This is a genomic window from Ruegeria sp. HKCCD7303, from assembly GCF_013111185.1.
Taxonomy (GTDB): domain Bacteria; phylum Pseudomonadota; class Alphaproteobacteria; order Rhodobacterales; family Rhodobacteraceae; genus Ruegeria.
Genome location: NZ_WVRE01000001.1, coordinates 377,688 through 398,509, shown reverse-complemented (window position 1 = coordinate 398,509; position 20,822 = coordinate 377,688). Strand labels below are relative to the sequence as shown.

Here is a 20,822-nt window from a genome sequence, read left to right as displayed (position 1 = left end):
TTTCCGTCCGCAGTGCGAAGCAAAACTTTGCTTCAGGCCTGACGCTCCATCTGCTCCAGCATCTTCTTGGCGCGCTTGCATTGCAACTGATCGCGCAACGGGCTGTTGGGATCCACGTCCTTTTGGCAGACAACGCATTTATCAGCACCCGAGATTGCATTCAGACCACCACAGCTGCCTTTGATGGTCTTTCCCATCAACATGACGCCGAGTGACATACCCACCATGACGAGGGCGAGAAGAATAAAAGCCAGAATAAAAGTGCTCATCTCAGCTCCACCAGTCAGTTCGATTCCAGCGCGTTTTTGAACGCGGTGCTATGGGCAGTAATATAAGCTTCTTCACCGCCTGTCACATCCCGCGAGATGAAATACACGGCAAGTTTATGCTCTTCCGCCAGTTTCAGGCCCTTTTCCTGACCCAAGGCCAGCATCGCGGTGGCCCAGGCATCGGCCATCATCGCGTTCTCGGCCAAAACAGTGACAGAGGTTGTCCGGTGCGTAATCGGGCGTCCCGTCGTCGGATCGATGATATGCGAATAGCGCACGCCGTCTTGTTCGAAGAAATTCTTGTAGTCGCCCGAGCTTGCCATGCCCAGGTCATTCACTGACACGATCAGCTGAATGCTCTGACTGCCCGTTTCGGGTTTTTCGATGCCGATCCGCCAGGCTTCACCCTTTTCGTTCTGACCCATGGCGACCAAATCACCACCAATCTCAACCAGATAATTCGCGATTCCGGCGTCTCTTAAGGTTTCGGCAACCGCATCGATGCCATATCCCTTGGCAATTGCAGACAGGTTGATACCGACCCTGGCGTCAGATTTCGCCAGAGTTCCGGCTTCGGTATCCAGCGTCAGCAGACGGCTTTGGCCAACGCTGTTTAACGCGGCCTGGATGTCAGTATCAGACGGCACCGGATCTTCGGGCTTACGAGGGCCAAACCCCCATAGTTCGATCAGTGGGCCAAGCGTCACATCGAAAGTGCCACCGGTCCTTTCGTGCACGTCGTTGGCAGCAGCGATGACCAAAGCGAATTCGTTTGAGATAGTCATTGGATCTGTACTGGCCGACGCCGAAAAGACAGAGACCTCGGAATTCGGATCCCAGTTCGACATCTTCGCGTTGACTTCAGCCAATGTCTCATCGACCGAGGCCGCAAGTTTGGCCTCGTCCAGATCTTCGCCTATGGCAGTGATATTGAAGGTTGTCCCCATCGTTTCACCGGACAACCGGACCACTTCGGGCTCTTTGTCCAAAAAGCAGCCGGAAAGAAGGGCAACAAGGGCCACAAAAGGCAAAAGACGCATGGGGCGAGCTCCGGGATTTTCTGTGCCCGGCATATGCCAGTGACCCTTGTCAGAGTCAAATCGGCATCACAGCTTTAACGGCAGAAAACCTAATGCCAAAAGCCCAACCCCAGCCGGAACTCCGAACAGCCACGCTCGCTTCTGCCACCCCGGGGCCTGTTGTTTCCAGGCCATGCGAAAGTTGTGACCGCATACGACAACCGCAAAGAATATCAAAGCGGCCACCGGAGGGGTAAGGTAGAGTTCACTCACAAGCCTGATCGTCCTTTGCTGACCACGGAATCCACTTATTCGAGCAATTGCACCCTATACAGGTCATTTAGCTGCGCTAAGGTGAAAGGGAAAGATATTGCAAGATCGAAGAAGGAGATTGCCCATGGCCCCAACCTCGTACCAGGCACCGATGCGCGGTGACAAAGAGGAAAAGACAACGTACAGCCAAACGACCGGGTCCAATCTTGCGCAGTCAAAGACAGCAGTGTCCAAACTGCTTGAGGGCAAAGGGGGCGATGTGTTTTCCGTCCGCCCCAACGAGACGATTCATTCTGTCGTCAACATTCTCAAGGAAAAGCGGATCGGTGCCGTCTTGGTGACGGATCAGAACGGTGCGTTGCAAGGCATTCTGTCAGAGCGCGACATCGTGCGGCGTATGGCGGATACACCCGGACAGACCTTACCTCAATCCGTCGAAGATCTGATGACCAAAGAGGTCAAGACCTGTACAACCGACGATCTTCTGAACGACGTTCTAAAAACTATGACCGAAGGTCGTTTTCGTCATATGCCCGTGCTGCGTGACGGCAAATTGTGTGGCGTTATCACTATCGGAGACGTCGTTCATTTCCGCCTGAAAGAACTGGAATATGAAGCCTTGCGCATGAAGCAGATGATCGTCGGCTAAGGTCAGCCAGTCGAAATGAACCTGATACTGCCGTCCTGAATTTCAGCTGCCGTGAGTCGGCCCGAGGCAAAAGCGCCCGTGTCAATTGACAATACCCTGTTTCTGACACGGGGGTGATCTACGATTGTGTGGCCGTGCACCACCCATTGCCCGTCGCTGCGCGGCAGTCTTGGGAACATTGGATGTCCCCAAAGACAAATCTGGCGATCCTGGGCTTCGAGCGATTGGCGTGGGTCCAACGCTGCGTGAACAAAGGTAGCGTTTCCACTGGTCCAGGTCAGCGGTCGGTCGGACAGCCAGTTAAGCAGAGTTTGACCCATCGCTTGACGCAGGCCATCTGCCAATTCTTTCGCTTGCTGAGTGTCTTCTTTGTCTGGGGTCAGCTTGAGGCCGAATGAGGCAAGCGTTTGTACGCCTCCATTTCGAAACCAAATCGGGGCGTATTCCTCTGGGGCATCTACAAAACGCAACAGCATCTCTTCGTGGTTGCCAAGAAGGCAATGAACTCGTCCACCTGACGCTTGGCTCAGATGAAGCAAATGGCGCAAAACATGAGCACTGTTCGGACCACGATCGATATAGTCGCCAACAAAAACCAATGGATTTTGATCGTCCAGACGAGGCAAAAGCGCGTGCAGCAGATCCAGACGGCCATGAATATCGCCCACCGCCGTCACACGCGTGCCGGGGGAGATGTCGCAAGACACCGTGTCGCTCGCTGGACCCGCCGAACGGGTGAAACGCGATTTGATCCATTTCGTAACCATGCGCCCTGATCCCTACCCTTCTGAGCAAATGGCGGCAATGAACATCTGATTGTACAGGCAAAGTGTTGACCAACGCCCTCGAGTTGTCCGATATGATCTTCAAAGTGGTCGAAAAACGTTGATCTCAGACACGAAAAAAGTCTCTCGATCAACGATGATTTCGTGGTGCGTTCTGAGGGTTTTATGAAACGGGTTTTAATTACTGGCTCTGCGGGGTTCATTGGGTTCCATCTGGCCAAGCTGCTTCTTGCAGAAGGGTTTCGGGTGCATGGCTATGATGGGATGACCGACTATTACGATGTAACGCTTAAACAACGTAGGCATCAGATCCTGCTACAAACTCCTGGCTTTACCGCGACCGAGGATCGATTGGAAAACTATGACCGGCTGGTGCAGGTGGCGGAGGAATTTCGGCCCGATTTCATTGTCCATCTGGCGGCCCAAGCCGGAGTACGGCACAGCCTTGAGCACCCCCGTAGTTACATCGAATCGAATGTTGTTGGCACGTTCAACGTGATGGAAATCGCGCGCCGGCATGAGGTCGAGCATCTGTTGATGGCTTCGACCTCGTCAATCTATGGCGCAAACGAAGAGATGCCTTTTACCGAAACGGAAAAAGCAGACACGCAATTGACCATCTACTCTGCCACCAAAAAGGCGAATGAGGCGATGGGGCATTCCTATGCGCATCTGTGGAATCTGCCGACCACGATGTTTCGGTTCTTTACGGTCTATGGCACCTGGGGTCGGCCTGATCTGGCCTATTTCAAGTTTGTGGCCGCCATTCTCGAAGGCCGTCCGATTGACATTTACAATCACGGAGACATGTATCGGGACTTCACCCATGTTGAAGATTTGGTGCGCGGGATCAGATTGCTGATCGATGTGCCCCCGGTCCGGCCTGCCAGCCGTGAAGACATCGAGGATGGCGATAGCCTTTCACCGGTTGCGCCCTATCGCATCGTCAATATCGGAAATGGCGACAAAGTGCGTCTGATGGACTTCATCGAAGCCATCGAAGAGGCGGTTGGACAGAAGGCGATCAAGAACTTTATGCCGATGCAAATGGGCGACGTTCATGCGACATGGGCTGACAACCGTCTGTTACAGCGGCTGACCAATTACCGTCCACAGACAGCCCTTAAGGATGGCATAGCCCAGTTCGTTTCCTGGTATCGGGATTACTACGGAAAATAGCGTTTTCTAAAAGTTGAATGAAAAAAACCGGCGCTGTCTGCGCCGGTTTTTCTGTTTTTAACCGCCGAAATCGTCCAGCATGATGTCTTCTCGGTCCACGCCCAGATCCAGCAGCATGTTGATGACCGACTGGTTCATGATGGGCGGACCACACATGTAGAACTCGCAGTCTTCTGGCGCGGGATGGTTCTTGAGGTATTCTTCGAACAGGACGTTATGGATGAATCCGGTATAGCCTTTCCAGTCATCCTCGGGCTGCGCATCCGAAAGCGCGACATGCCATTCGAAATTGTCGAACTCTTCGGCCAGTTGGTCGAAATCCTCGACAAAGAACATCTCTTTCTTCGACCGCGCGCCATACCAGAAGCTGATCTTGCGATCGCGGTTTTCAAGGCGCTTGAGTTGGTCGAAGATGTGGCTTCGCATGGGGGCCATGCCGGCACCACCACCGATGAACACCATCTCTTTTTGGGTCTCACGCGCGAAGAACTCGCCAAACGGGCCCGAGATTGTAACCTTGTCACCCGGTTTCAGGTTGAAGATGTAGGATGACATCTGACCCGGCGGGATGCCTTCCGAGCCCGGAGGCGGCGAAGCCACACGGACGTTCAGCATGATCATGCCTTTTTCATCCGGGTAGTTGGCCATCGAATAGGCCCGTTCGATCGGTTCCGCGACAACCGACTCATACTGCCACAGATTGAAGCGATCCCAATCCTCGCGGTATTCCTCTTCCACATCGAAATCGGTGTATTTCAACTGATGTGCAGGGGCTTCAATCTGAATGTAGCCACCCGCGCGGAAGTTCACGTCCTCGCCTTCCGGCAGATCAAGCGTCAACGCCTTGATGAAGGTCGCCACGTTCTCGTTCGAACGCACGGTGCATTCCCATTTCTTGACGCCAAAGACCTCTTCGGGGACTTCGATGTCCATATCCTGTTTCACGGCCACCTGACAGGACAGTCGGTCACCGCACGAGGCTTCGCGTTTGGTAATATGGCTTTCCTCAGTGGGCAGGATCGACCCACCACCAGAATGCACGCGCACCCGACATTGCGCGCAGGTGCCACCGCCGCCGCAAGCCGAAGGAACAAAAAGCTTTTCGGCCGCCAGCGTTTGCAGCAATTTGCCGCCTGCGGGTACGGAAATGGTTTTTTCGCCGTTGATTGTGATGTTCACGTTGCCGGTCGACACCAGCTTGGACCGGGCGGCCATGATGACGGCCACCAGTGCCAGAACGATGACCGTGAAAAGAGCTACGCCTAGGGTAAAGGTTTCCATTGACGCCTCCTTACAGTTTCACGCCCGAGAAGGACATGAAGGCCATGGCCATCAATCCTGCGGTGATGAAGGTGATGCCCAGCCCCTGTAGGCCGTCGGGAATGTCCGAATATTTCAGCTTTTCGCGCACGCCCGCCATCGCAGTGATCGCCAACGCCCAACCAAAGCCCGAAGACAGGCCATAGGTTGCGGCCTCGGCAAAGTTGTAGTCACGTTCCACCATGAACAGCGAGCCGCCGAGGATGGCGCAGTTCACGGTGATCAGCGGCAGGAAGATCCCCAGCGCGTTGTAAAGCGGCGGGAAGTACTTATCCAAAACCATCTCAAGGATTTGAACCATCGCCGCAATCACGCCGATATACGAGATCAGGCCAAGGAAGGTCAGGTCCACATCCGGGAAACCAGCCCACGCCAGCGCACCCGGCTTCAGCAGATAGTTCAGCAGCAGGTTGTTGGCGGGAACGGTGATGGCCTGCACGACCATGACAGAAATACCCAGACCCAGCGCAGTCGAGATTTTCTTCGAAACGGCGATGAAGGTACACATCCCCAAGAAGAAGCTGAGCGCAAGGTTTTCGACAAAGATGGCCTTTACGGCCAGTGAGATCAGACCTTCCATCAGTGGGCCTCTACCTGCTGAATTTTGTATTCACGCTCTTCCACCTGGTTCGGCTTCCATGTGCGGAAGGCCCAGATGATCAGACCGATGATGAAGAACGCCGACGGTGGCAGAAGCAGCATGCCGTTGGGCACGTACCAGCCACCGTTGTTGACGGTCTCCAGTATGGTAACGCCGAACAGCGACCCGGCACCGAACAACTCACGAATGAAGCCAACCAACAGCAGGATCAGGCCATAGCCCATCCCGTTGCCCATCCCGTCGATGAAGGACGCGACCGGAGGGTTCTTCATCGCAAACGCCTCGGCGCGGCCCATCACAATACAGTTGGTGATGATCAGACCGACGAAGACCGACAGGGTTTTCGAGATCTCGAACGCGTAGGCCTTGAGGATCTGGTCAACCAGGATCACCAGCGAGGCGATGATTACCATCTGCACGATGATCCGGATCGAACCGGGGATTTGGTTGCGCAGGCACGAGATGAAGAAGGACGAGAACGAGGTCACGAAAATAACCGCCAGCGCCATCACCATCGACACCTGCAGCGACGAGGTCACCGCCAGTGCCGAACAGATGCCCAGCACCTGCAACGTGATCGGGTTGTTGTCGACAAGCGGGTCGACCAGCATCTCTTTCTTGGTCTGAGACATTAGAACTCTCCTGCTTGCAGCTTGGCCAGGAACGGAGCGTAGCCCGCGTCACCCATCCAGAATTTCACCAGGTTATCGACACCAACTGAGGTCAGTGTCGCCCCTGCCAGAGCATCGATGTAAAATTCCGGTCCGGCAGCAGGTTGGGACTTGGCAACGGTGATTTGCAGATCACCCGCATCATCACGCAGCTTCTTGCCGTTCCACAGCGCTTTCCAACGCGGGTTGTCCACTTCGGCCCCAAGGCCAGGGGTTTCACCGTGTTGATAGAATTGCAGACCGTAGATATCGTTGCCGTTGTTTTCCAAAGCGATAAATCCGTAGAGCGTAGACCACAAACCATAGCCGTGCAGCGGCAGGATCACCTTGTCCAGATCACCTGCGTCGTCACGCAGCAGATAGATCACGCGGTATTTCGACTTGCGACCAATACCAGCGGGGTCATCGTCCAGCGCAACGCTCAGCTCAGGGTCGCTGGCGGCGGCGATGTCGTCGAAGGTGGCCGGGTCGAACTGATCATCGACGAAGTCGCCGGTGGACAGTTCCAGCACATGCGGCTCAAAGGCGGCAAACGCTTCGGTCACATCGATGCCGGGTTCAAAAACGCCCGCGACTTGCAGAACGTTGACCTGCTTGTCTTTCAGTCGGTTGGTTTCCTGCACCGGGCGCAGGCTAACGGCGGCTGCAGAAACAACCATCGAGGCAACAAGACAAACGGCAACGGCGATGAAGATCGTCTTGCCAACCGAATCTGGCGAAGCTGCCAGAAACTTGGCCAGCGCGCCCTTTGGAGCGTCGTTGTTGTCAGGGGATTGCGTATCAGACATGGCGACGCGCCCTCCGTTTAATGTTGGCCTGAACAACGAAATAGTCGATCAGCGGTGCAAAGACGTTTCCGAACAGAATTGCCAGCATCATACCTTCGGGGAAAGCCGGATTGATCACGCGGATCATCACAACCATGACACCGATCAGCGCGCCATAGATATAGCGACCCACGTTGGTATGGCTGGCCGAAACCGGTTCGGTCACCATAAAGGCGAGACCAAAGGCATAACCACCCAGCACGATGTGCCAGTACCAAGGCATCGCGAACATCGGGTTCGTGTCCGATCCGATGAGGTTCAGCAGCAGGGTAAAGCCGATTGTTCCGGCCAGACAGCCTACAATCAGGCGGTAATTGGCGATCTTTGTCGTCAGCAGGAAGGCCAGACCGATCATACACGCCAGTGTCGATGTTTCACCAAAGCTGCCCTGAATCTGGCCCAAGAACGCGCTTGACCAGGTGATGCCTTCAGCGGCCAGCGCCTGAACGCCGTCCGCAGCCGAGACCGCAAGAGCCGTTGCGCCCGAGAATCCGTCAACCGGGGTCCAAACTGCATCGCCCGACATCTGTGCAGGATACGCGAAGTACAAGAAAGCCCGGCCAACCAGCGCTGGGTTGAGGAAGTTCTTGCCTGTTCCACCAAACACTTCCTTACCGATCACGACCCCGAAGATGATACCCAATGCGACCTGCCATAGCGGCGTGGTTGCAGGCATGATCAGCGTGTAGAGCATTGATGTAACGAGGAAACCCTCGTTCACCTCATGCCCGCGCACAGTTGCGAAGATAACCTCGAAAATGCCGCCAGCCACCAGCGTGACGATGTAGATCGGCAGGAAATACATCAGCCCGTGCATGACGTTGGCAAAAATGCTTTCCGGGTTCAGCGAGATGCCAAATGTCTGCAGAATGGCAATACGCCAACCAGTGGCCGAGTCAGGCCCAAGCGTGGCAATAGCCGAATTGGCTTGGTAGCCGGTATTGTACATCCCCCACAGAATACAGGGGATCGTTGCGATCACGACATAAGTCATGATCCGCTTCATATCCACGTAAGACCGTGCATGAGGGGCAACGGTGGTCACAGTTTTCGGAGTGTAGATAAAGCTTTCGACCATCTCGTAGATGGGGAAATACTTTTCGTACTTGCCGCCCTTGGTAAAGTTCGGCTCGATCCGATCGAAGAAGCTGCGCAAACCCATTTGGATCAGCCCTCCTTTTCAATCTTGGTCAGGCAGTCGCGCAGCGCCAGCCCGTATTCATATTTTGCCGGACAGGCAAAGCCCACAAGGCCCAGATCCTCTTCATCCAGCTCCAATGCGCCCAAGGCTTGGGCGGTGTCGGTATCCATCACCAACAAGGCGCGCAGTAGCTGTGTGGGCAGGTAATCCTGCGGCATCAACTCTTCGAACACTCCGGTCGGCACCATCGCACGACGTCCACCATTCAAGTTGGACGTGAAGGCATACAGTTTTTTGGCGAATGCCGATCCCAATACCGGCTGGACCGAATATTTCGAGGGCATTGGGCGAATCCAACCCATCGGAATTTGGTCGTGATCCTCTCGGATAATGCTGATCTGGCGTGCGAAACGACCCAAATAGGCCGTCGGGCCATCTGCGTGCTGACCTGACAGGATCGAGCCGGAAATGATCCGAGGAGTTCCGTCGACATTCACCTCGTCACGGGTAAGATCATCCGTGGATGCGCCCATAACAGTACGGACCAGACGTGGCTGACGCGCCCCCGGACCAGACAGAGCGACCACGATGTTCGGATCAAGATGACCAGTCAGCAAAAGTCGGCCAATGGCAATGACGTCCTGATAGCCGATGGTCCAGACCTGCTTGTCGCCCGTAAGGGGTTCAAGAAAATGAATATGGGTTCCCGCCAGACCCGAAGGGTGGGGCCCCGAGAATGCTGCGGTTTCCACGCCGTTCACGTCTGCGCCGGGGATCGCGTCACCCTCTTTTTGGCAGAGGTACGTCGCACCCTCGGTCAGCTTGCTGATCGCATTCAGACCGGCAGTGAACGTGTCGGATGCTTCTTGAATAACAGCCGCCGCATCTGCCGCCAACGGATCACTGTCCATAGCGGTGACAAAAATCGCAGCCGGTGCGCTGCCCGGTTCAGGCATTTTCGAATAAGGTCGTGTGCGAAACGCGGTCCACAAACCAGCGGCGCACAGTTTGGCAGTCACGCCCTCAGCCGTATCCGCATCGCCGACGCCAGAGAAATCCACTCCTGTGTCATTTGCGTCCGACACTTCGATCACGACGCTTTGCAGAACACGACGGGCACCGCGGTTGATGGCGACAACCTTGCCGCTGACAGGCGCAACCATCATCGCGTCTGGCGCATCTTTATGACAGAACAACGGAGCCCCCCGCTGCACCGCGTCGCCTTCCTGTACCAACATCTTTGGCTTCAGGCCGATATAATCACCCCCCAACACACCGACAGTCTTGTACTCCGGCCCCGGATGGATGGTCTGGTCAGGAGCGCCTTCAACCGGCAGATCCAACCCTTTTTTCAGTTTGAAAGTTTGCATGTTGCTACGTTCTTCCAAGCCTTTTTTGCTGCGCCTGCATTGTCGACGCCCTTTCGGGGTCATGCAATACCGCGGAAATTCTTACCATTCGTCGCAAAAGCGTCAAAATGTGTCCAGAATCCGCTGGCGTTATTCCGATCATGGACCCTTTACGCGGGGATGCCTCTAAACGCAAACCTGTTACCGCCAAAAGTTATCTTGGGACTACACATTCCCGCTATTTCCCCGGCAAACTGAAACATTTCAGCCGCAAAAAAGCGTGTCGCACCCGTTGTACTTCCGGTGTAAGCAACTCGAATGGAAAAAAACGCAGACCTCGACATTTTTTTGATCGCAACACCCGGCCTGGAAGCACCACTATGCGCTGAGGTGCAGGCGCATGGATTCGCCGGTGCAAAAGCGGTTCGCGGTGGTGTGACGTGTCGCGGGTCCTGGTCAGAAGTTTGGCGCGCCAATTTGACCTTAAGGGGCGCAAACAAGGTTCTTGTGCGTCTGGGTAGCTTCCCAGCAGTGCATCTGGCTCAGCTGGACAAACGCGCCCGCAAATTTCCCTGGGGCGCGTTCTTGCGTTCCGACATTCCGGTAAAGGTAGAGGCAACCAGCCGTAAATCCCGGATTTACCACGCAGGGGCCGCCCGGCAAAGGGTTGAGCGCGCGATCTCTGAGACGTTGGGCGCTCCGATTTCATCCGAGGCTGGTCTTAGGGTCTTGCTGCGCATCGAGAAAGACATTTGCACTTTGTCGGTCGATAGTTCGGGCGAGCTTTTACATAAGCGCGGACATAAGGAAGCAATCGCCAAAGCCCCAATGCGAGAAACGATGGCCGCTATGTTCTTACGAGAATGTGGGTTTACAGGGGAAGAGCCTGTACTTGACCCAATGTGCGGGTCGGGCACCTTTGTCATTGAGGCTGCTGAAATTGCACTCGGACTACTGCCCGGTCGATCGCGCCGCTTCGCGTTCGAGGACCTGGCAGGCTTTGATTGTGATCAGTGGCAGTCGATGCGCGAAAGCAATTCCAAAAGAGAAAGTGCAATGACCTTTTGCGGTTCGGACAGGAACGCGGGTGCTGTCGAAGCGGCAACCGCAAACGCCAATCGGGCGCAGGTCAGCCATGTGACGCGCTTTCAACTGCGATCCGTCAGCGACATCAAACCCCCCGAAGGCCCCGAAGGCCTGGTTATTGTTAACCCGCCCTATGGAACGCGTATCGGGGACGAAAAACGGCTGCGCTCTGTCTATGGTGCATTGGGCAAAGCCCTGATGAGCCGGTTTCAGGGCTGGAGAGTTGGAATAGTGACCAGCTCGGCTTCGCTTGCTAGGTCAACCCGGCTTCCACTATTGGCGCCAGGCCCGGTGGTCGACCATGGCGGCACAAAAATTCGCCTATACAAAACGGATCCACTTGGCTGACTCCGATCATCAACCTGCGTGCCCTGTTCCGCCAACGATTTCCCACGTCAACGCAACAAAATCTTCTTGCGCATCGGATACGCCGGGTATAAATCCCCGCCACGGTCGGAGTGTAGCTCAGCCTGGTAGAGCACTGTCTTCGGGAGGCAGGGGTCGGAGGTTCGAATCCTCTCACTCCGACCAATAAAACAAGGCGCCCAAGGGCGCCTTTGTTGTTTTCTGCGGATCGGCCGCAACGATATCCGCAACGTTTCATTCGCTAGATGTGCTCAGTTCGTTCGCAACCGGCATCCACCAATTACCGCAGTTTTTTTCAGATCTTCCAGTCCATAATCTCCGTTGCGTTCTTCAGCGCATCTGGGCTGTACGACCTATAGACGTTTTCCAGGGTCTCGCGCGAGGTCGCAAAATAGGCCGTGGCGTCCTCCAGCGTCATGCCGCGCATGAACGCCCAGGTAACCGCTGTGTGCTTCAGGGTGTGCGGTGTCACGTCCTTAAGACCGGCTCGCTGGACGGCAGCACGGAATGCCTTGTCGATCCGATCTATCGGCACGCCCTTGAACGACACCACGTGGCTCCCCTCCTGCGTCCAGGTCTTCATCTCTGCGTGGAGCGTGCCAGGCATCTTGATCATTCCCTTGCGCTTCTTGGTCTCGGCCTCGGCCTTGCCAAGGAAATGGATCACCCCACTGTCGAGCTCGACCCAGCCGCTATCAAGGGAGGGCACCCACTTCAGCCGTGTGATCGCGGTCTTCCGACGCCCGGTGTATAGCGCTATCTTGATGAATCGCTGGACGTGAGAAGCAGAGGCCTCCAGCAAGCGCTGGACCTCCTCCTCGGTCAGCCAGCGGTCATTGGCGACTCCCTTCTCAGGCAGGGTAACAATCGGTGCATGGCTGATCCTGCGCGACGCCAAGGCGTATTTGACGGCGGCGTTCAGGGTGTTCATCTCGCGCCGGACGGTCCATGCGGCGCACCGTCTCCAAGCCGTGTAGCCGCGACACCTGTCGATGTCGATCTGGGACACCTTGAGGTCGCTCCAGTAGGGCGAAAGTGCCTGTATCGTGTAGAGCAGACGTTCCCTGTCGCGGACCACCTTTACCTTGGCCTCGCCGTAATGCACCAAGATTTCGCCGACGGTGATCTCGTTCGGGTCGCGGACGCGATCATCTTGCCGCTTTTTGCTGGCGATGTAATTGCTCAGGACTTCTTCCGCTGCCTCATGAAATCCATCACCAAAGCCTGTCCGGATCTGCTGTCCTCCGTCGAGGATGACCCATGCGCCATCGTCTTTGCGTTGGAAGAGCCGGGCCGGTTTGCGTTTACGTGGCATGTCGTTGTGAACCTCTTCAATTCCTCGCGGGTCATGTAGTATCGCTTGCCGAGGCGAACCGCATTGATCTCGCCCTGGTGGATCATGGTCCGAACCGTTCTGGGGGTGATCGTGCGATGTAAGGCGGCCGCGAATTCCTCGATTGTGAGGAGCGCTTCGTCACTACTCATTACGTGACCACCCGGAGGGTTGTATCCATAACCCAAATGTCAGGGTGGTGTTCAGCCATCGAAGTTTCGGACTCGGGTGCCGAATTCCTGATCTGCGTGCGCATTGCCGGGAGGCTCCTTTTTCGTGTGATCAAGAAGTCTATAGCAAGCACAACGTCGGATGCGCGTTGTAGATCGGAGAAAAATCATAAGCTATTAATATATTTCGAAAGAAAATTTTGGATGGTGCCGCGCCCCACCATTTTCGATAGTGATTTCGATAACCCAGGGACTGACTACAAGTTCAGGCTGCCGCTCCCTAGCGTGCTTCCCGCGCCGACTTCTGCGCCCAACTAAAACAAGGCTGCGTAACTAAGATGATCCTTTGGCTGAAGTGCCCGTCCACACTGCCTTGACTACGCGGCTACTGATCATCATCAACGATAGCTGTCCTGTTTTCTGCACACTCTTAGAGAACAAGTTCGATCCAGCGGTTGCCGGTAGTCGAAGCTCTCCTTTTTTAACCAAGCGCGGAGTAGATATGTCCACGCGATGTTGGCCGTCACGATTAACAAATCGGCACGGAAGGTCGGGCCGACTGAGTTGAAGAGGTGAACAGTAGCGATCATCACCTCATTATTATCAATTCAAGTAGAAGCGTATTCTTAGAACGCGGCAGAGAACCGTTTTGTAAGACAGATCACCCGCCACCGGATGTTCACTTCGGCATGTCACAAAGTTCAAGGTAAAAAAAATTTCACAAAAAGACGTAAGTCGACAGCCGCAGCGCTATAAAAAAATTGCGCGCTAAAAAGATCGCCCGCAAAAACCCACTGTTGAAAGGAATCCTATATGGACGCCGCACCCAACCGCCTTGGCGGAACAATAGATGTTGGTAAACTGAATGTTCCCACCATCGATCTCAAGAAGAATATCTCTGGAGAAAATCACGATTTCATCGACAAGGGCACAGTGTTTTTCTTGCTGAAGACGATGGCCGATGAGCTTAATGGCGACAAGGATGCTCCGAAGCTTGTCAGCTGCCTTCTGGGTATGACCAATGAATTGCTCCAGATGCTTGAACACCAGGAGTTAACTCATATAACGCCCACCAACATCGACGGAACAGGATCGGTTACCGAAACCCCGTTGTTTCCGCCGCAGATTCCGCCTTTGCCCCCGCTTACCGCACTGCGCCAGCTTTCTCGTGAAGATCAGGCTCGCTTTCTCGATAAGCGTGCCAGTGATCTCATGCGCGAAATCGAAGGTCTGCGTTTAGGTTACTATGAGGCACCGGATTACCGGCAGAGCTATCGGATGATCGAGCAGGCTCGTCGCCGATTTCGCAAGTTGCGCGACACCGCCATGAAGCTGGGTCACTGGACTGATGGACGCTGGAACGCAGGTTCAGAAGAAACCTACCTCGTCTGATCTGGCGCTAGCCACCTCCCACCCAACTCAAGCACAAAGACAAGACCGGGATTTCGACCGCAAGGTCGGTCCCGGCCCGAAGGAGATGTGTTAAATGATCAAACCTGCACACGACATCCGGCTGACCAAACTCAACCGCGTTCTGAACCTGATCCCTACGAGGTATCGCGCGCGCGAAGCTGAGCTGATGCCGAATAAATGGCCGGAGTATCGTTTTCTGACCCCCATGGATGCCACGAAACAGTTCCATCGTGCCTATATCGAAGCATACAAAGATTACTATCGTGAGAATATCGATGTGATCGCTGCATCCGATATCAAGATCGGCTTCAAATTGAGCCTTCACAAACGGAACGCTCATCTGACCCAGCTCTACATCGCTCGCCAGAAAGCAGACCAGATCGGCCTGCCTTATCCCGCTTACTTGGAGTTCGTTTTCAAGTTCGCGGCCGCTCGCCGTTACCGACATCCGCCACAACCAAATCAGCTTTGGCCTGGCGAGAAGAAACGCGATGCCTGGCTGACCAAGATAGTGGCGTTCTGGAGTGACGACCGCCATGGCCTTGAATTGAACCGGATGAAGGCCATACCCCAGTACGCATTTTTTTCCGACCGGGGCCTTCCGGCGCAGCGTCAATTTCGTAAAGAGATGCTCGATTTGGTGAGTCGCGGCGTATATTCAGTAGACGGGTTTGTTGCCAAGCACGTGGTCGAGCGCCAGTATTTCCGTGCCGTTGATTGTCACTTCCTTGGGGAAAAGGCCGTCGAATGTGCTGAACGCAAAGCACGAGAAGACGTTGCCAACGGCTTCCTTAGAACCGTTGAGCTCAAGACGCCTACAAGCAAGGAGTTCTACCAGAGTTGTTTTGGTGTGCCCGGAGTAGTCACGTCTGACAATCCTATTTGCTCGACATGTACACAGCGTGGAGATTGTGAACTGGCGCGCCAGACGGTCATCTCGAAAACCCTTTCAGAAACGGGCTTTGCCGATCCGATTGCCGAGGCCGATAGGCGGGCAAACCGGAGGCGTGTGAATGCATGTCGTACTCGCCAGAGTGCCTCGAGATTAGAGACCAACGCTGCACCGAAGGTGGAGGTGGCCGTGTAATGGCCCCCTTGTGTCAAATATAGTGTAAGAGAAAAGAAGTTAAATATTAGGGGAGCGTTACACCCTCCGGAGATCAAGAAACCCCTCCGGGCATGTAATGCCCCCCTAGTTAAATACTTTCTCCGGAACATCCCTCCTGAAGAGTAACCTGTCACAAGGGGGGCATTACACCTTCATTTCCATGAACGCAGAGCCGACCATCAATCGTCTGGTTGGTTCGTTCCTAGGACGCCCAAGATATGCTCGGCCACCCTCGCCCGTTGGCCAGAATTCTCAACCCCAAACCTGCAGAAGGCCTAACCGCATGAATGCTATCAATTTCACTATGTCCGGCCAACAGCTCTCAGCGCTTGACTGCGTTAGCTCCTGGCTGAAGAACGATGCCAAGACAAATAAGATCTTCCGGCTCTTCGGATATGCTGGCACCGGCAAGACGACAATCGCGCGACATCTGGCCAGCGGTTTGAATGGAGGGGTTGTTTACGCGGCCTTCACTGGCAAAGCGGCTATGATGATGCAGCGAAACGGCTGTGAAGGCGCTTCCACCATCCACAGTTTGATCTACAAGGCTGTTCAGGGATCGAATGGTAAATTCAGTTTCCACCTCGATCCGGATAGTGCAGCAGCGGATGCGGACTTGATTGTGATCGATGAGTGCTCAATGGTTGACTTAGACTTAGCGCGTGACCTGATGTCATTCGGAACTCCTGTCCTCGCACTTGGTGATCCTGCCCAGCTGCCGCCGGTGGCCGGCGAGGGTTATTTCACCAACGCCAAGCCTGACGCCATGCTGACCGAAATCCACCGTCAGGCCAAGGACAGCCCGGTCTTACAACTGGCGACAGACATTCGTGAAGGGAAACCGTTGAAGTATGGTGCCTATGGGAACAGCCGTGTGGTGCCGGACGGGAGTCTTGAGATCGATGAGATATTGGATGCGGACCAGCTCCTTGCCGGTAGGAACGTCACTCGTTCCCACTACAACGAAGAAATCCGCAGGGCCTTGGGACGCACCAGCGACCTGCCTGAGATTGGCGACCGCCTTGTGTGTCAGCACAATGACCATGGCCTTGGTATCGTCAATGGAGGCATGTTCACTGTCGTCTCAGAACCGAAGAATTCCCGGTTTTCGGGGACTTTGTCGTTGGAACTGAAATCGTGCGACTTCCCGGATCATGAAAACTACCGCGTACGGGTGCATCCTGAGTATTTTACTGACGACGAAGGGAGATTGGCGGACAAGGAACGAAAAAATTCTCAGCAGTTTAAATATGGCTACGCGTTGACGGTTCATAAAGCCCAAGGCAGCCAGTGGGGCCACGTGATTATAGAGGACGAAAGTCACATCTTCGACAAATATGCGAGGAATTGGCTCTATACCGCTGTTACACGGGCTTCTGAATGCGTGACCTTGGTTACACGCCTCTAGAAGCATTTCCACATTGAAGGCATCATTGGGCAGGCACTTTCTGCCCAATGAAGATGTTCCCTGACGCTATATCAATGGGAGCATTGAACCTCAAAGTCTTGTGGCAGCCAGAATGCATCCTATTCGTGTCCAGAGGCGACTTCTAGGACTTCGCCTTGACCAGACAAGGCTTGCTCAGATGTTTCCTGAAATAACGTTTCAGAAATCTGACGGAAGATTGCCAGAAGCAGAATGACAGCTTACGATCAGGGCAGCATATGGGCCGTTCGATACACGTCAGAGTTTGACAGAAACCGGACTTTCGTTGCGGTGCGAGCGCGTTATCGGCAACACGCGAAAGCAGACATTCGCTGCGCTTAGTGCCAATGACCGCATTGCGGACGAACAAGACAGTCGGGTCGCAAGCCTCAACGTCAACAAACGGCCGATACTGTTGAAAAACTCCAAAATACAGAAAGCGGCGATTTTCGCGAAACGGCGACCAATCGAGAAAGTCCACTGCCACCATCATTGGCGGGCTTTGAGACGGCCGCTGGCCGCCAGCATCAGATGTTGGCCGACCCCTCAGCTGAAAAATTCTTCCGGGCCTGTACGGGCAATTTTTCACTCGGAACCGCGCAAAACAGGAGTTTTTCAACAAAATAGGCCCTTAACGGATTATCAGCAGCCTTTAGCATTACTGCGGTCGCAATCCGCAAAGCCGCCATTCGCTGCGACAGGAAAAAGCAAAGCGAAAAGTCATCGATAGTCCAGCAGGACGGTAACCGGTTTCACTTCACTACGCCGAAATACGCCAGGTGCGCTCGCCTCGTTCCATCGAAAAAGAGTGATGTGCCAAAGGCCCGGGCGCCTTCGTGAGGGATCAATCAATCCGATATGCCCGTCTGCTCTGATCCGATCAGCAGCGAACCATGAGGACGGATCCCTACCGGCAGCTACGAGTTTGCGCCAGGGTTGACTGGCAAGCGCATAGATATCTGCGGCTTCGGGGCTGCGCAAATCGAACAACGCGCATCGTTCCACCTCGAAAGTCAACACAACCCGCGGGCGATCATCCTTCCTGACGTCCTGACCAATAGCGACTTTTGCGCTTTCGACATCAGGGCTCAGATACAAAGCGTCCTGCCCCCGGCGATTGAACCGGGCGGGTGGGCGATCCGGTGCGCCGCGCATGAGGTGAACGTCTGGGTCATCGGCCCAAACAATCTTTACGAATTCTCCGGAAACTTCTGTCAGCATAACGGGTGGCACTGATCGTTTGCGCGTCGCGTTATAGGAAAGACGCAGGGCGGCAGGGGTTTTCCTAGAAAAGAGAAGACGCATGATACCTTGATTGAAATCACCTACTCATGTTTCCTCGCATTGTGTTGCATTTCCAAAGGCCTCTCGCATGAAGGTTCCAAAGATCGCCCTCCTTGGCGCGATTCTCGAGTCAAATCGTTTTGCACCGCCGGCTGATTTGTCGGACTTTAAGTCTCTGACATGGCTTTCAGGCGATGCTTTGATGTCTGAAGCGAGATCCGCGACACCAAAGCTGGCAATAGAATTTGCAGCCTTTGTCAGGGCGATGGATGCTACGGGCGACTGGACGCCGGTACCCTGTATCTTGGCAGCCAGCCACCCGGCGGGTCCAGTACGAAAATCTGTAATCGAAGAGGTCATAGCGACTTCGGAAGACATGCTGCGCTCAGCTGGCCCTGTTGACGCAGTCTACATCTGCAACCACGGCGCGATGGTTGCCGAGCATGACCACGACCCTGACGGTTTGTTGATGTCACACATTCGGGGAGTTGTAGGACCGGACATACCTGTCATTGCGACACTCGATCTGCATGCAAATATCTCACAACGGATGGTCGATGCCTGTGACCTGATCGTCGGCTATCGGACCAATCCTCACGTCGATCAGATAGAACGTGGCGAGGAAGCCGCCTTTTCGCTGCGCCGGGTTTTGGCGTCGGGCGTCCGGCCCCAAACCGCGCATGTCAAACTGCCTCTTGTTCCGGCATCCGTGACCCTGCTAAGTGCCGAGCACCCGTATGGCACGCTGATCGACCATGGTCAGCGACGACAAGCCGAAGGTCGAGGTGAGATTCTAAACGTATCGATCTTCGGTAATTTCCTTTTCTCCGACACGCCCGACAACGGTCTGAGCATCGTTGTCACCGCGCGTGAGGACCAGAAGGCGGCCAATGCACTGGCGGAAGAATTGGCAGACATGGCCTGGTCATTGAGGAAGGATTTCGTTCGGAAACTGACATCCGTGACGGAAGCGATCTCAATTTCCGCTGACCAAGCGCGCACGCCTGTGATTTTCTCCGATGCCGGTGACAATCCTGGTGGCGGCGGCAGTGGCAGGACGACGGAACTGTTAGCCGCTCTTCATGCGGCAAAAGTCGAAGTATGCCTATTCGGTTCCTTTTGTGATCCGGAACTTGCGAACGAAGCCCATGGCATCGGTGTCGGCGGCAAATTCAGGGCACGATTCAACCGGTCTTCCGATTCCAGCGCTTTCTGGGCGCAATGGGATGTGCCTTTTGAGGCGGATGCAGAGGTCTTGGGTCTCCATAATGGAGATGTGGTAGGTGAACTGGGCATGACGGCAGGTCGGAGATTGGCCCTAGGGCCATCCGCTGCGCTTCGTATTGGTGGTATCACCGTGGTGGTGATCACCGATCGCACACAGACTGCCGACCCCGTGTTCTTTCATATGTTCGGGCTGGATATTGCGTCTGCCCGGACTGTTGTTGTGAAATCCAGAGGCCACTTTCGGGCCGGGTTTTCCAACTGGTTTGGGCCAAACCAGGTATTTGAGGTCGACACGGGCGGGCTTACGTCGCCAGTTCACGACCGCTGGCCGTTTGCGAATTTGCCACGACCGAACTTTCCGATGGACGTCGACACCTCGTGGTCGGCTAAGATGCTGCGCTAGACGGGCTCTGAGTATTTGTCCTGCGGCGTCGTCAACTTGACAAATTGCATGAACTGGCGGGCAAGCTGAGAAGGTGGCCTGCCTGATGGAAGTACAAAGCTCGTGTCATAAAAAATGGCGGCGTCAAATGGCCTGACGACGACACCTTCCATCCCTGACGACAACAACGGGAAGGGATTGATCAGCGTCACGCCCAAACCCTCGCGGACGAGCTCCAGTGCGGCCATGTTCGTTGCCGTTTCTGCGACTTGTTTCGGCCGAATTCCAGCGCGCGCAAAGATCTTTTCTGTGATCGCTCGCGTCCCCAGCCTTCGCAGAAACTCGATCAGCGCGACGCCTTCAAGGTCGTGCGGCGTCACCACTCGTTTTTCCGATAGCGGATGGTTGCTCGGCATGGCGCAGACCACCTGACTGCGGCGCCAAGGCATGAGATGAACACCAGTTCTTTGGATCATCGCACTCGTCAAACCAAGATCATAGCGGAGGTCGAGAATGCCGGCGACCAGCACGTCCGTGGCCTGAATATCCAATTGAAGCTGCTTTCCTTCATTCTTCTTGAGAAAACTGGCCACCCTGGAGATGACAAAGTGATGTGCCAGAGTCGGCGGCACGATCAGGCGTAACGGCTCGTTATCCGGAGTAGCCCATTCTGCGCCCTCAATGTCCGCCAGCGTCTCGAAAATTGGGTCCAGTTTTTCGTTGAGACGCAAGGCTTCGTCTGTTGGGTCGATACGTCCCGATCGCCGGAGAAAGAGCGATCGCCCAACACGGGCCTCGAGTTGTGATAAGGACCGGCTCACGGCAGACTGCGAAATCCCGAGACGCCGCGCGGCGCCGATGGTTGTCCCAGTCGTGATCACGGCTCTTAGCGACTCGAACTCGCGCAGTCTGTGTCTGTGTTCTGTCATGCTACATTACTCCCC

General features: G+C 54.9%; 20 protein-coding genes, 1 tRNA gene and 1 pseudogene. 8 read left to right on the top strand and 14 right to left on the bottom strand.

The window, feature by feature from the left end; genetic code table 11:
• Positions 1-32 precede the first annotated feature (32 nt).
• Both nqrM and GS630_RS01680 read right to left on the bottom strand, forming a co-directional pair.
• Complete coding sequence (gene nqrM, locus GS630_RS01685) at positions 33-269, bottom strand: (Na+)-NQR maturation NqrM (RefSeq protein ID WP_171094920.1); 237 nt, start codon at positions 267-269, stop codon at positions 33-35.
• 14 nt (positions 270-283) lie between these two features.
• Positions 284-1,309 (bottom strand): FAD:protein FMN transferase, encoded by a 1,026-nt coding sequence (locus GS630_RS01680; RefSeq protein WP_253285926.1) that lies wholly within the window; start codon positions 1,307-1,309, stop codon positions 284-286.
• A gap of 376 nt (positions 1,310-1,685) precedes the next feature.
• Here GS630_RS01680 and GS630_RS01675 point away from each other — a divergent pair, with 376 nt between their 5' ends.
• Positions 1,686-2,210: a CBS domain-containing protein gene (locus GS630_RS01675; RefSeq protein ID WP_171176851.1), complete on the top strand. Its 525-nt coding sequence runs from the start codon at positions 1,686-1,688 to the stop codon at positions 2,208-2,210.
• A gap of 2 nt (positions 2,211-2,212) precedes the next feature.
• Here GS630_RS01675 and GS630_RS01670 read toward each other — a convergent pair whose 3' ends face one another.
• Positions 2,213-2,977 (bottom strand): metallophosphoesterase family protein, encoded by a 765-nt coding sequence (locus GS630_RS01670; RefSeq protein WP_171621014.1) that lies wholly within the window; start codon positions 2,975-2,977, stop codon positions 2,213-2,215.
• A gap of 183 nt (positions 2,978-3,160) precedes the next feature.
• Here GS630_RS01670 and GS630_RS01665 point away from each other — a divergent pair, with 183 nt between their 5' ends.
• A complete protein-coding gene (locus GS630_RS01665) occupies positions 3,161-4,174 on the top strand; it encodes an NAD-dependent epimerase/dehydratase family protein (protein WP_171621013.1) in 1,014 nt (337 codons plus the stop codon).
• Between the two features lie 57 nt (positions 4,175-4,231).
• On the opposite strand, the gene nqrF is transcribed toward GS630_RS01665, so the two are convergent.
• Genes nqrF through GS630_RS01635 form a run of 6 tightly spaced genes read right to left on the bottom strand, consistent with a single transcriptional unit; the run spans position 4,232 to position 10,104 of the window.
• Positions 4,232-5,455 carry an NADH:ubiquinone reductase (Na(+)-transporting) subunit F gene (nqrF, locus tag GS630_RS01660; RefSeq protein WP_171176844.1) on the bottom strand — a complete coding sequence of 408 codons (1,224 nt, stop codon included), beginning with the start codon at positions 5,453-5,455 and terminating at the stop codon, positions 4,232-4,234.
• 10 nt (positions 5,456-5,465) lie between these two features.
• Positions 5,466-6,074 (bottom strand): NADH:ubiquinone reductase (Na(+)-transporting) subunit E, encoded by a 609-nt coding sequence (gene nqrE, locus GS630_RS01655; protein WP_050603817.1) that lies wholly within the window; start codon positions 6,072-6,074, stop codon positions 5,466-5,468.
• Positions 6,074-6,727 carry an NADH:ubiquinone reductase (Na(+)-transporting) subunit D gene (locus tag GS630_RS01650; RefSeq protein ID WP_152460184.1) on the bottom strand — a complete coding sequence of 218 codons (654 nt, stop codon included), beginning with the start codon at positions 6,725-6,727 and terminating at the stop codon, positions 6,074-6,076. Before GS630_RS01650 ends, nqrE begins: the two co-directional genes overlap by 1 nt.
• On the bottom strand, positions 6,727-7,554 hold the full coding sequence (locus GS630_RS01645) for a Na(+)-translocating NADH-quinone reductase subunit C (RefSeq protein ID WP_171176842.1): 828 nt from the start codon (positions 7,552-7,554) through the stop codon (positions 6,727-6,729). The genes GS630_RS01650 and GS630_RS01645 overlap by 1 nt, the downstream gene beginning before the upstream one ends.
• On the bottom strand, positions 7,547-8,755 hold the full coding sequence (locus tag GS630_RS01640) for an NADH:ubiquinone reductase (Na(+)-transporting) subunit B (protein WP_171621012.1): 1,209 nt from the start codon (positions 8,753-8,755) through the stop codon (positions 7,547-7,549). The genes GS630_RS01645 and GS630_RS01640 overlap by 8 nt, the downstream gene beginning before the upstream one ends.
• A 5-nt stretch (positions 8,756-8,760) precedes the next feature.
• Complete coding sequence (locus GS630_RS01635; RefSeq protein WP_171621011.1) at positions 8,761-10,104, bottom strand: Na(+)-translocating NADH-quinone reductase subunit A; 1,344 nt, start codon at positions 10,102-10,104, stop codon at positions 8,761-8,763.
• Positions 10,105-10,401: 297 nt separating this feature from the next.
• Here GS630_RS01635 and GS630_RS01630 point away from each other — a divergent pair, with 297 nt between their 5' ends.
• Both GS630_RS01630 and GS630_RS01625 read left to right on the top strand, forming a co-directional pair.
• Positions 10,402-11,517: a class I SAM-dependent RNA methyltransferase gene (locus tag GS630_RS01630; protein ID WP_171621010.1), complete on the top strand. Its 1,116-nt coding sequence runs from the start codon at positions 10,402-10,404 to the stop codon at positions 11,515-11,517.
• Between the two features lie 106 nt (positions 11,518-11,623).
• A tRNA-Pro gene (locus GS630_RS01625) sits at positions 11,624-11,700 on the top strand.
• 130 nt (positions 11,701-11,830) lie between these two features.
• Here the strand turns inward: GS630_RS01625 and GS630_RS01620 are convergent.
• The 3 genes and pseudogenes from GS630_RS01620 to GS630_RS22555 form a co-directional block, all read right to left on the bottom strand.
• Positions 11,831-12,850: a site-specific integrase gene (locus GS630_RS01620; RefSeq protein WP_171711839.1), complete on the bottom strand. Its 1,020-nt coding sequence runs from the start codon at positions 12,848-12,850 to the stop codon at positions 11,831-11,833.
• A gap of 17 nt (positions 12,851-12,867) precedes the next feature.
• Positions 12,868-13,020 (bottom strand): annotated as a pseudogene (locus GS630_RS22560) (helix-turn-helix domain-containing protein); the annotation flags it as partial.
• Positions 13,021-13,436: 416 nt separating this feature from the next.
• The gene (locus GS630_RS22555) at positions 13,437-13,628 is read right to left on the bottom strand and encodes a DUF3644 domain-containing protein (protein ID WP_371811584.1); all 192 of its coding nucleotides are present in this window, start codon (positions 13,626-13,628) and stop codon (positions 13,437-13,439) included.
• Positions 13,629-13,851: 223 nt separating this feature from the next.
• On the opposite strand from GS630_RS22555, the gene GS630_RS01615 reads away from it, so the two are divergent.
• The 3 genes from GS630_RS01615 (at position 13,852) to GS630_RS01605 (ending at position 16,967) form a co-directional block, all read left to right on the top strand.
• A complete protein-coding gene (locus tag GS630_RS01615; protein WP_171711837.1) occupies positions 13,852-14,430 on the top strand; it encodes a hypothetical protein in 579 nt (192 codons plus the stop codon).
• A 94-nt stretch (positions 14,431-14,524) separates the two neighbouring features.
• Complete coding sequence (locus GS630_RS01610) at positions 14,525-15,538, top strand: hypothetical protein (protein WP_171711835.1); 1,014 nt, start codon at positions 14,525-14,527, stop codon at positions 15,536-15,538.
• 304 nt (positions 15,539-15,842) lie between these two features.
• Positions 15,843-16,967: an ATP-dependent RecD-like DNA helicase gene (locus GS630_RS01605; RefSeq protein ID WP_253740627.1), complete on the top strand. Its 1,125-nt coding sequence runs from the start codon at positions 15,843-15,845 to the stop codon at positions 16,965-16,967.
• A 738-nt stretch (positions 16,968-17,705) separates the two neighbouring features.
• Here GS630_RS01605 and GS630_RS01600 read toward each other — a convergent pair.
• Positions 17,706-18,290 carry an RES family NAD+ phosphorylase gene (locus tag GS630_RS01600; RefSeq protein ID WP_170387141.1) on the bottom strand — a complete coding sequence of 195 codons (585 nt, stop codon included), beginning with the start codon at positions 18,288-18,290 and terminating at the stop codon, positions 17,706-17,708.
• A gap of 67 nt (positions 18,291-18,357) precedes the next feature.
• Here GS630_RS01600 and GS630_RS01595 point away from each other — a divergent pair, with 67 nt between their 5' ends.
• On the top strand, positions 18,358-19,899 hold the full coding sequence (locus tag GS630_RS01595) for a M81 family metallopeptidase (protein WP_170387143.1): 1,542 nt from the start codon (positions 18,358-18,360) through the stop codon (positions 19,897-19,899).
• Here the strand turns inward: GS630_RS01595 and GS630_RS01590 are convergent.
• Positions 19,896-20,807, bottom strand: a complete 912-nt coding sequence (locus tag GS630_RS01590; RefSeq protein WP_170387145.1) for a LysR family transcriptional regulator — start codon at positions 20,805-20,807, stop codon at positions 19,896-19,898. The genes GS630_RS01595 and GS630_RS01590 overlap by 4 nt on opposite strands.
• Positions 20,808-20,822: the final 15 nt, after the last annotated feature.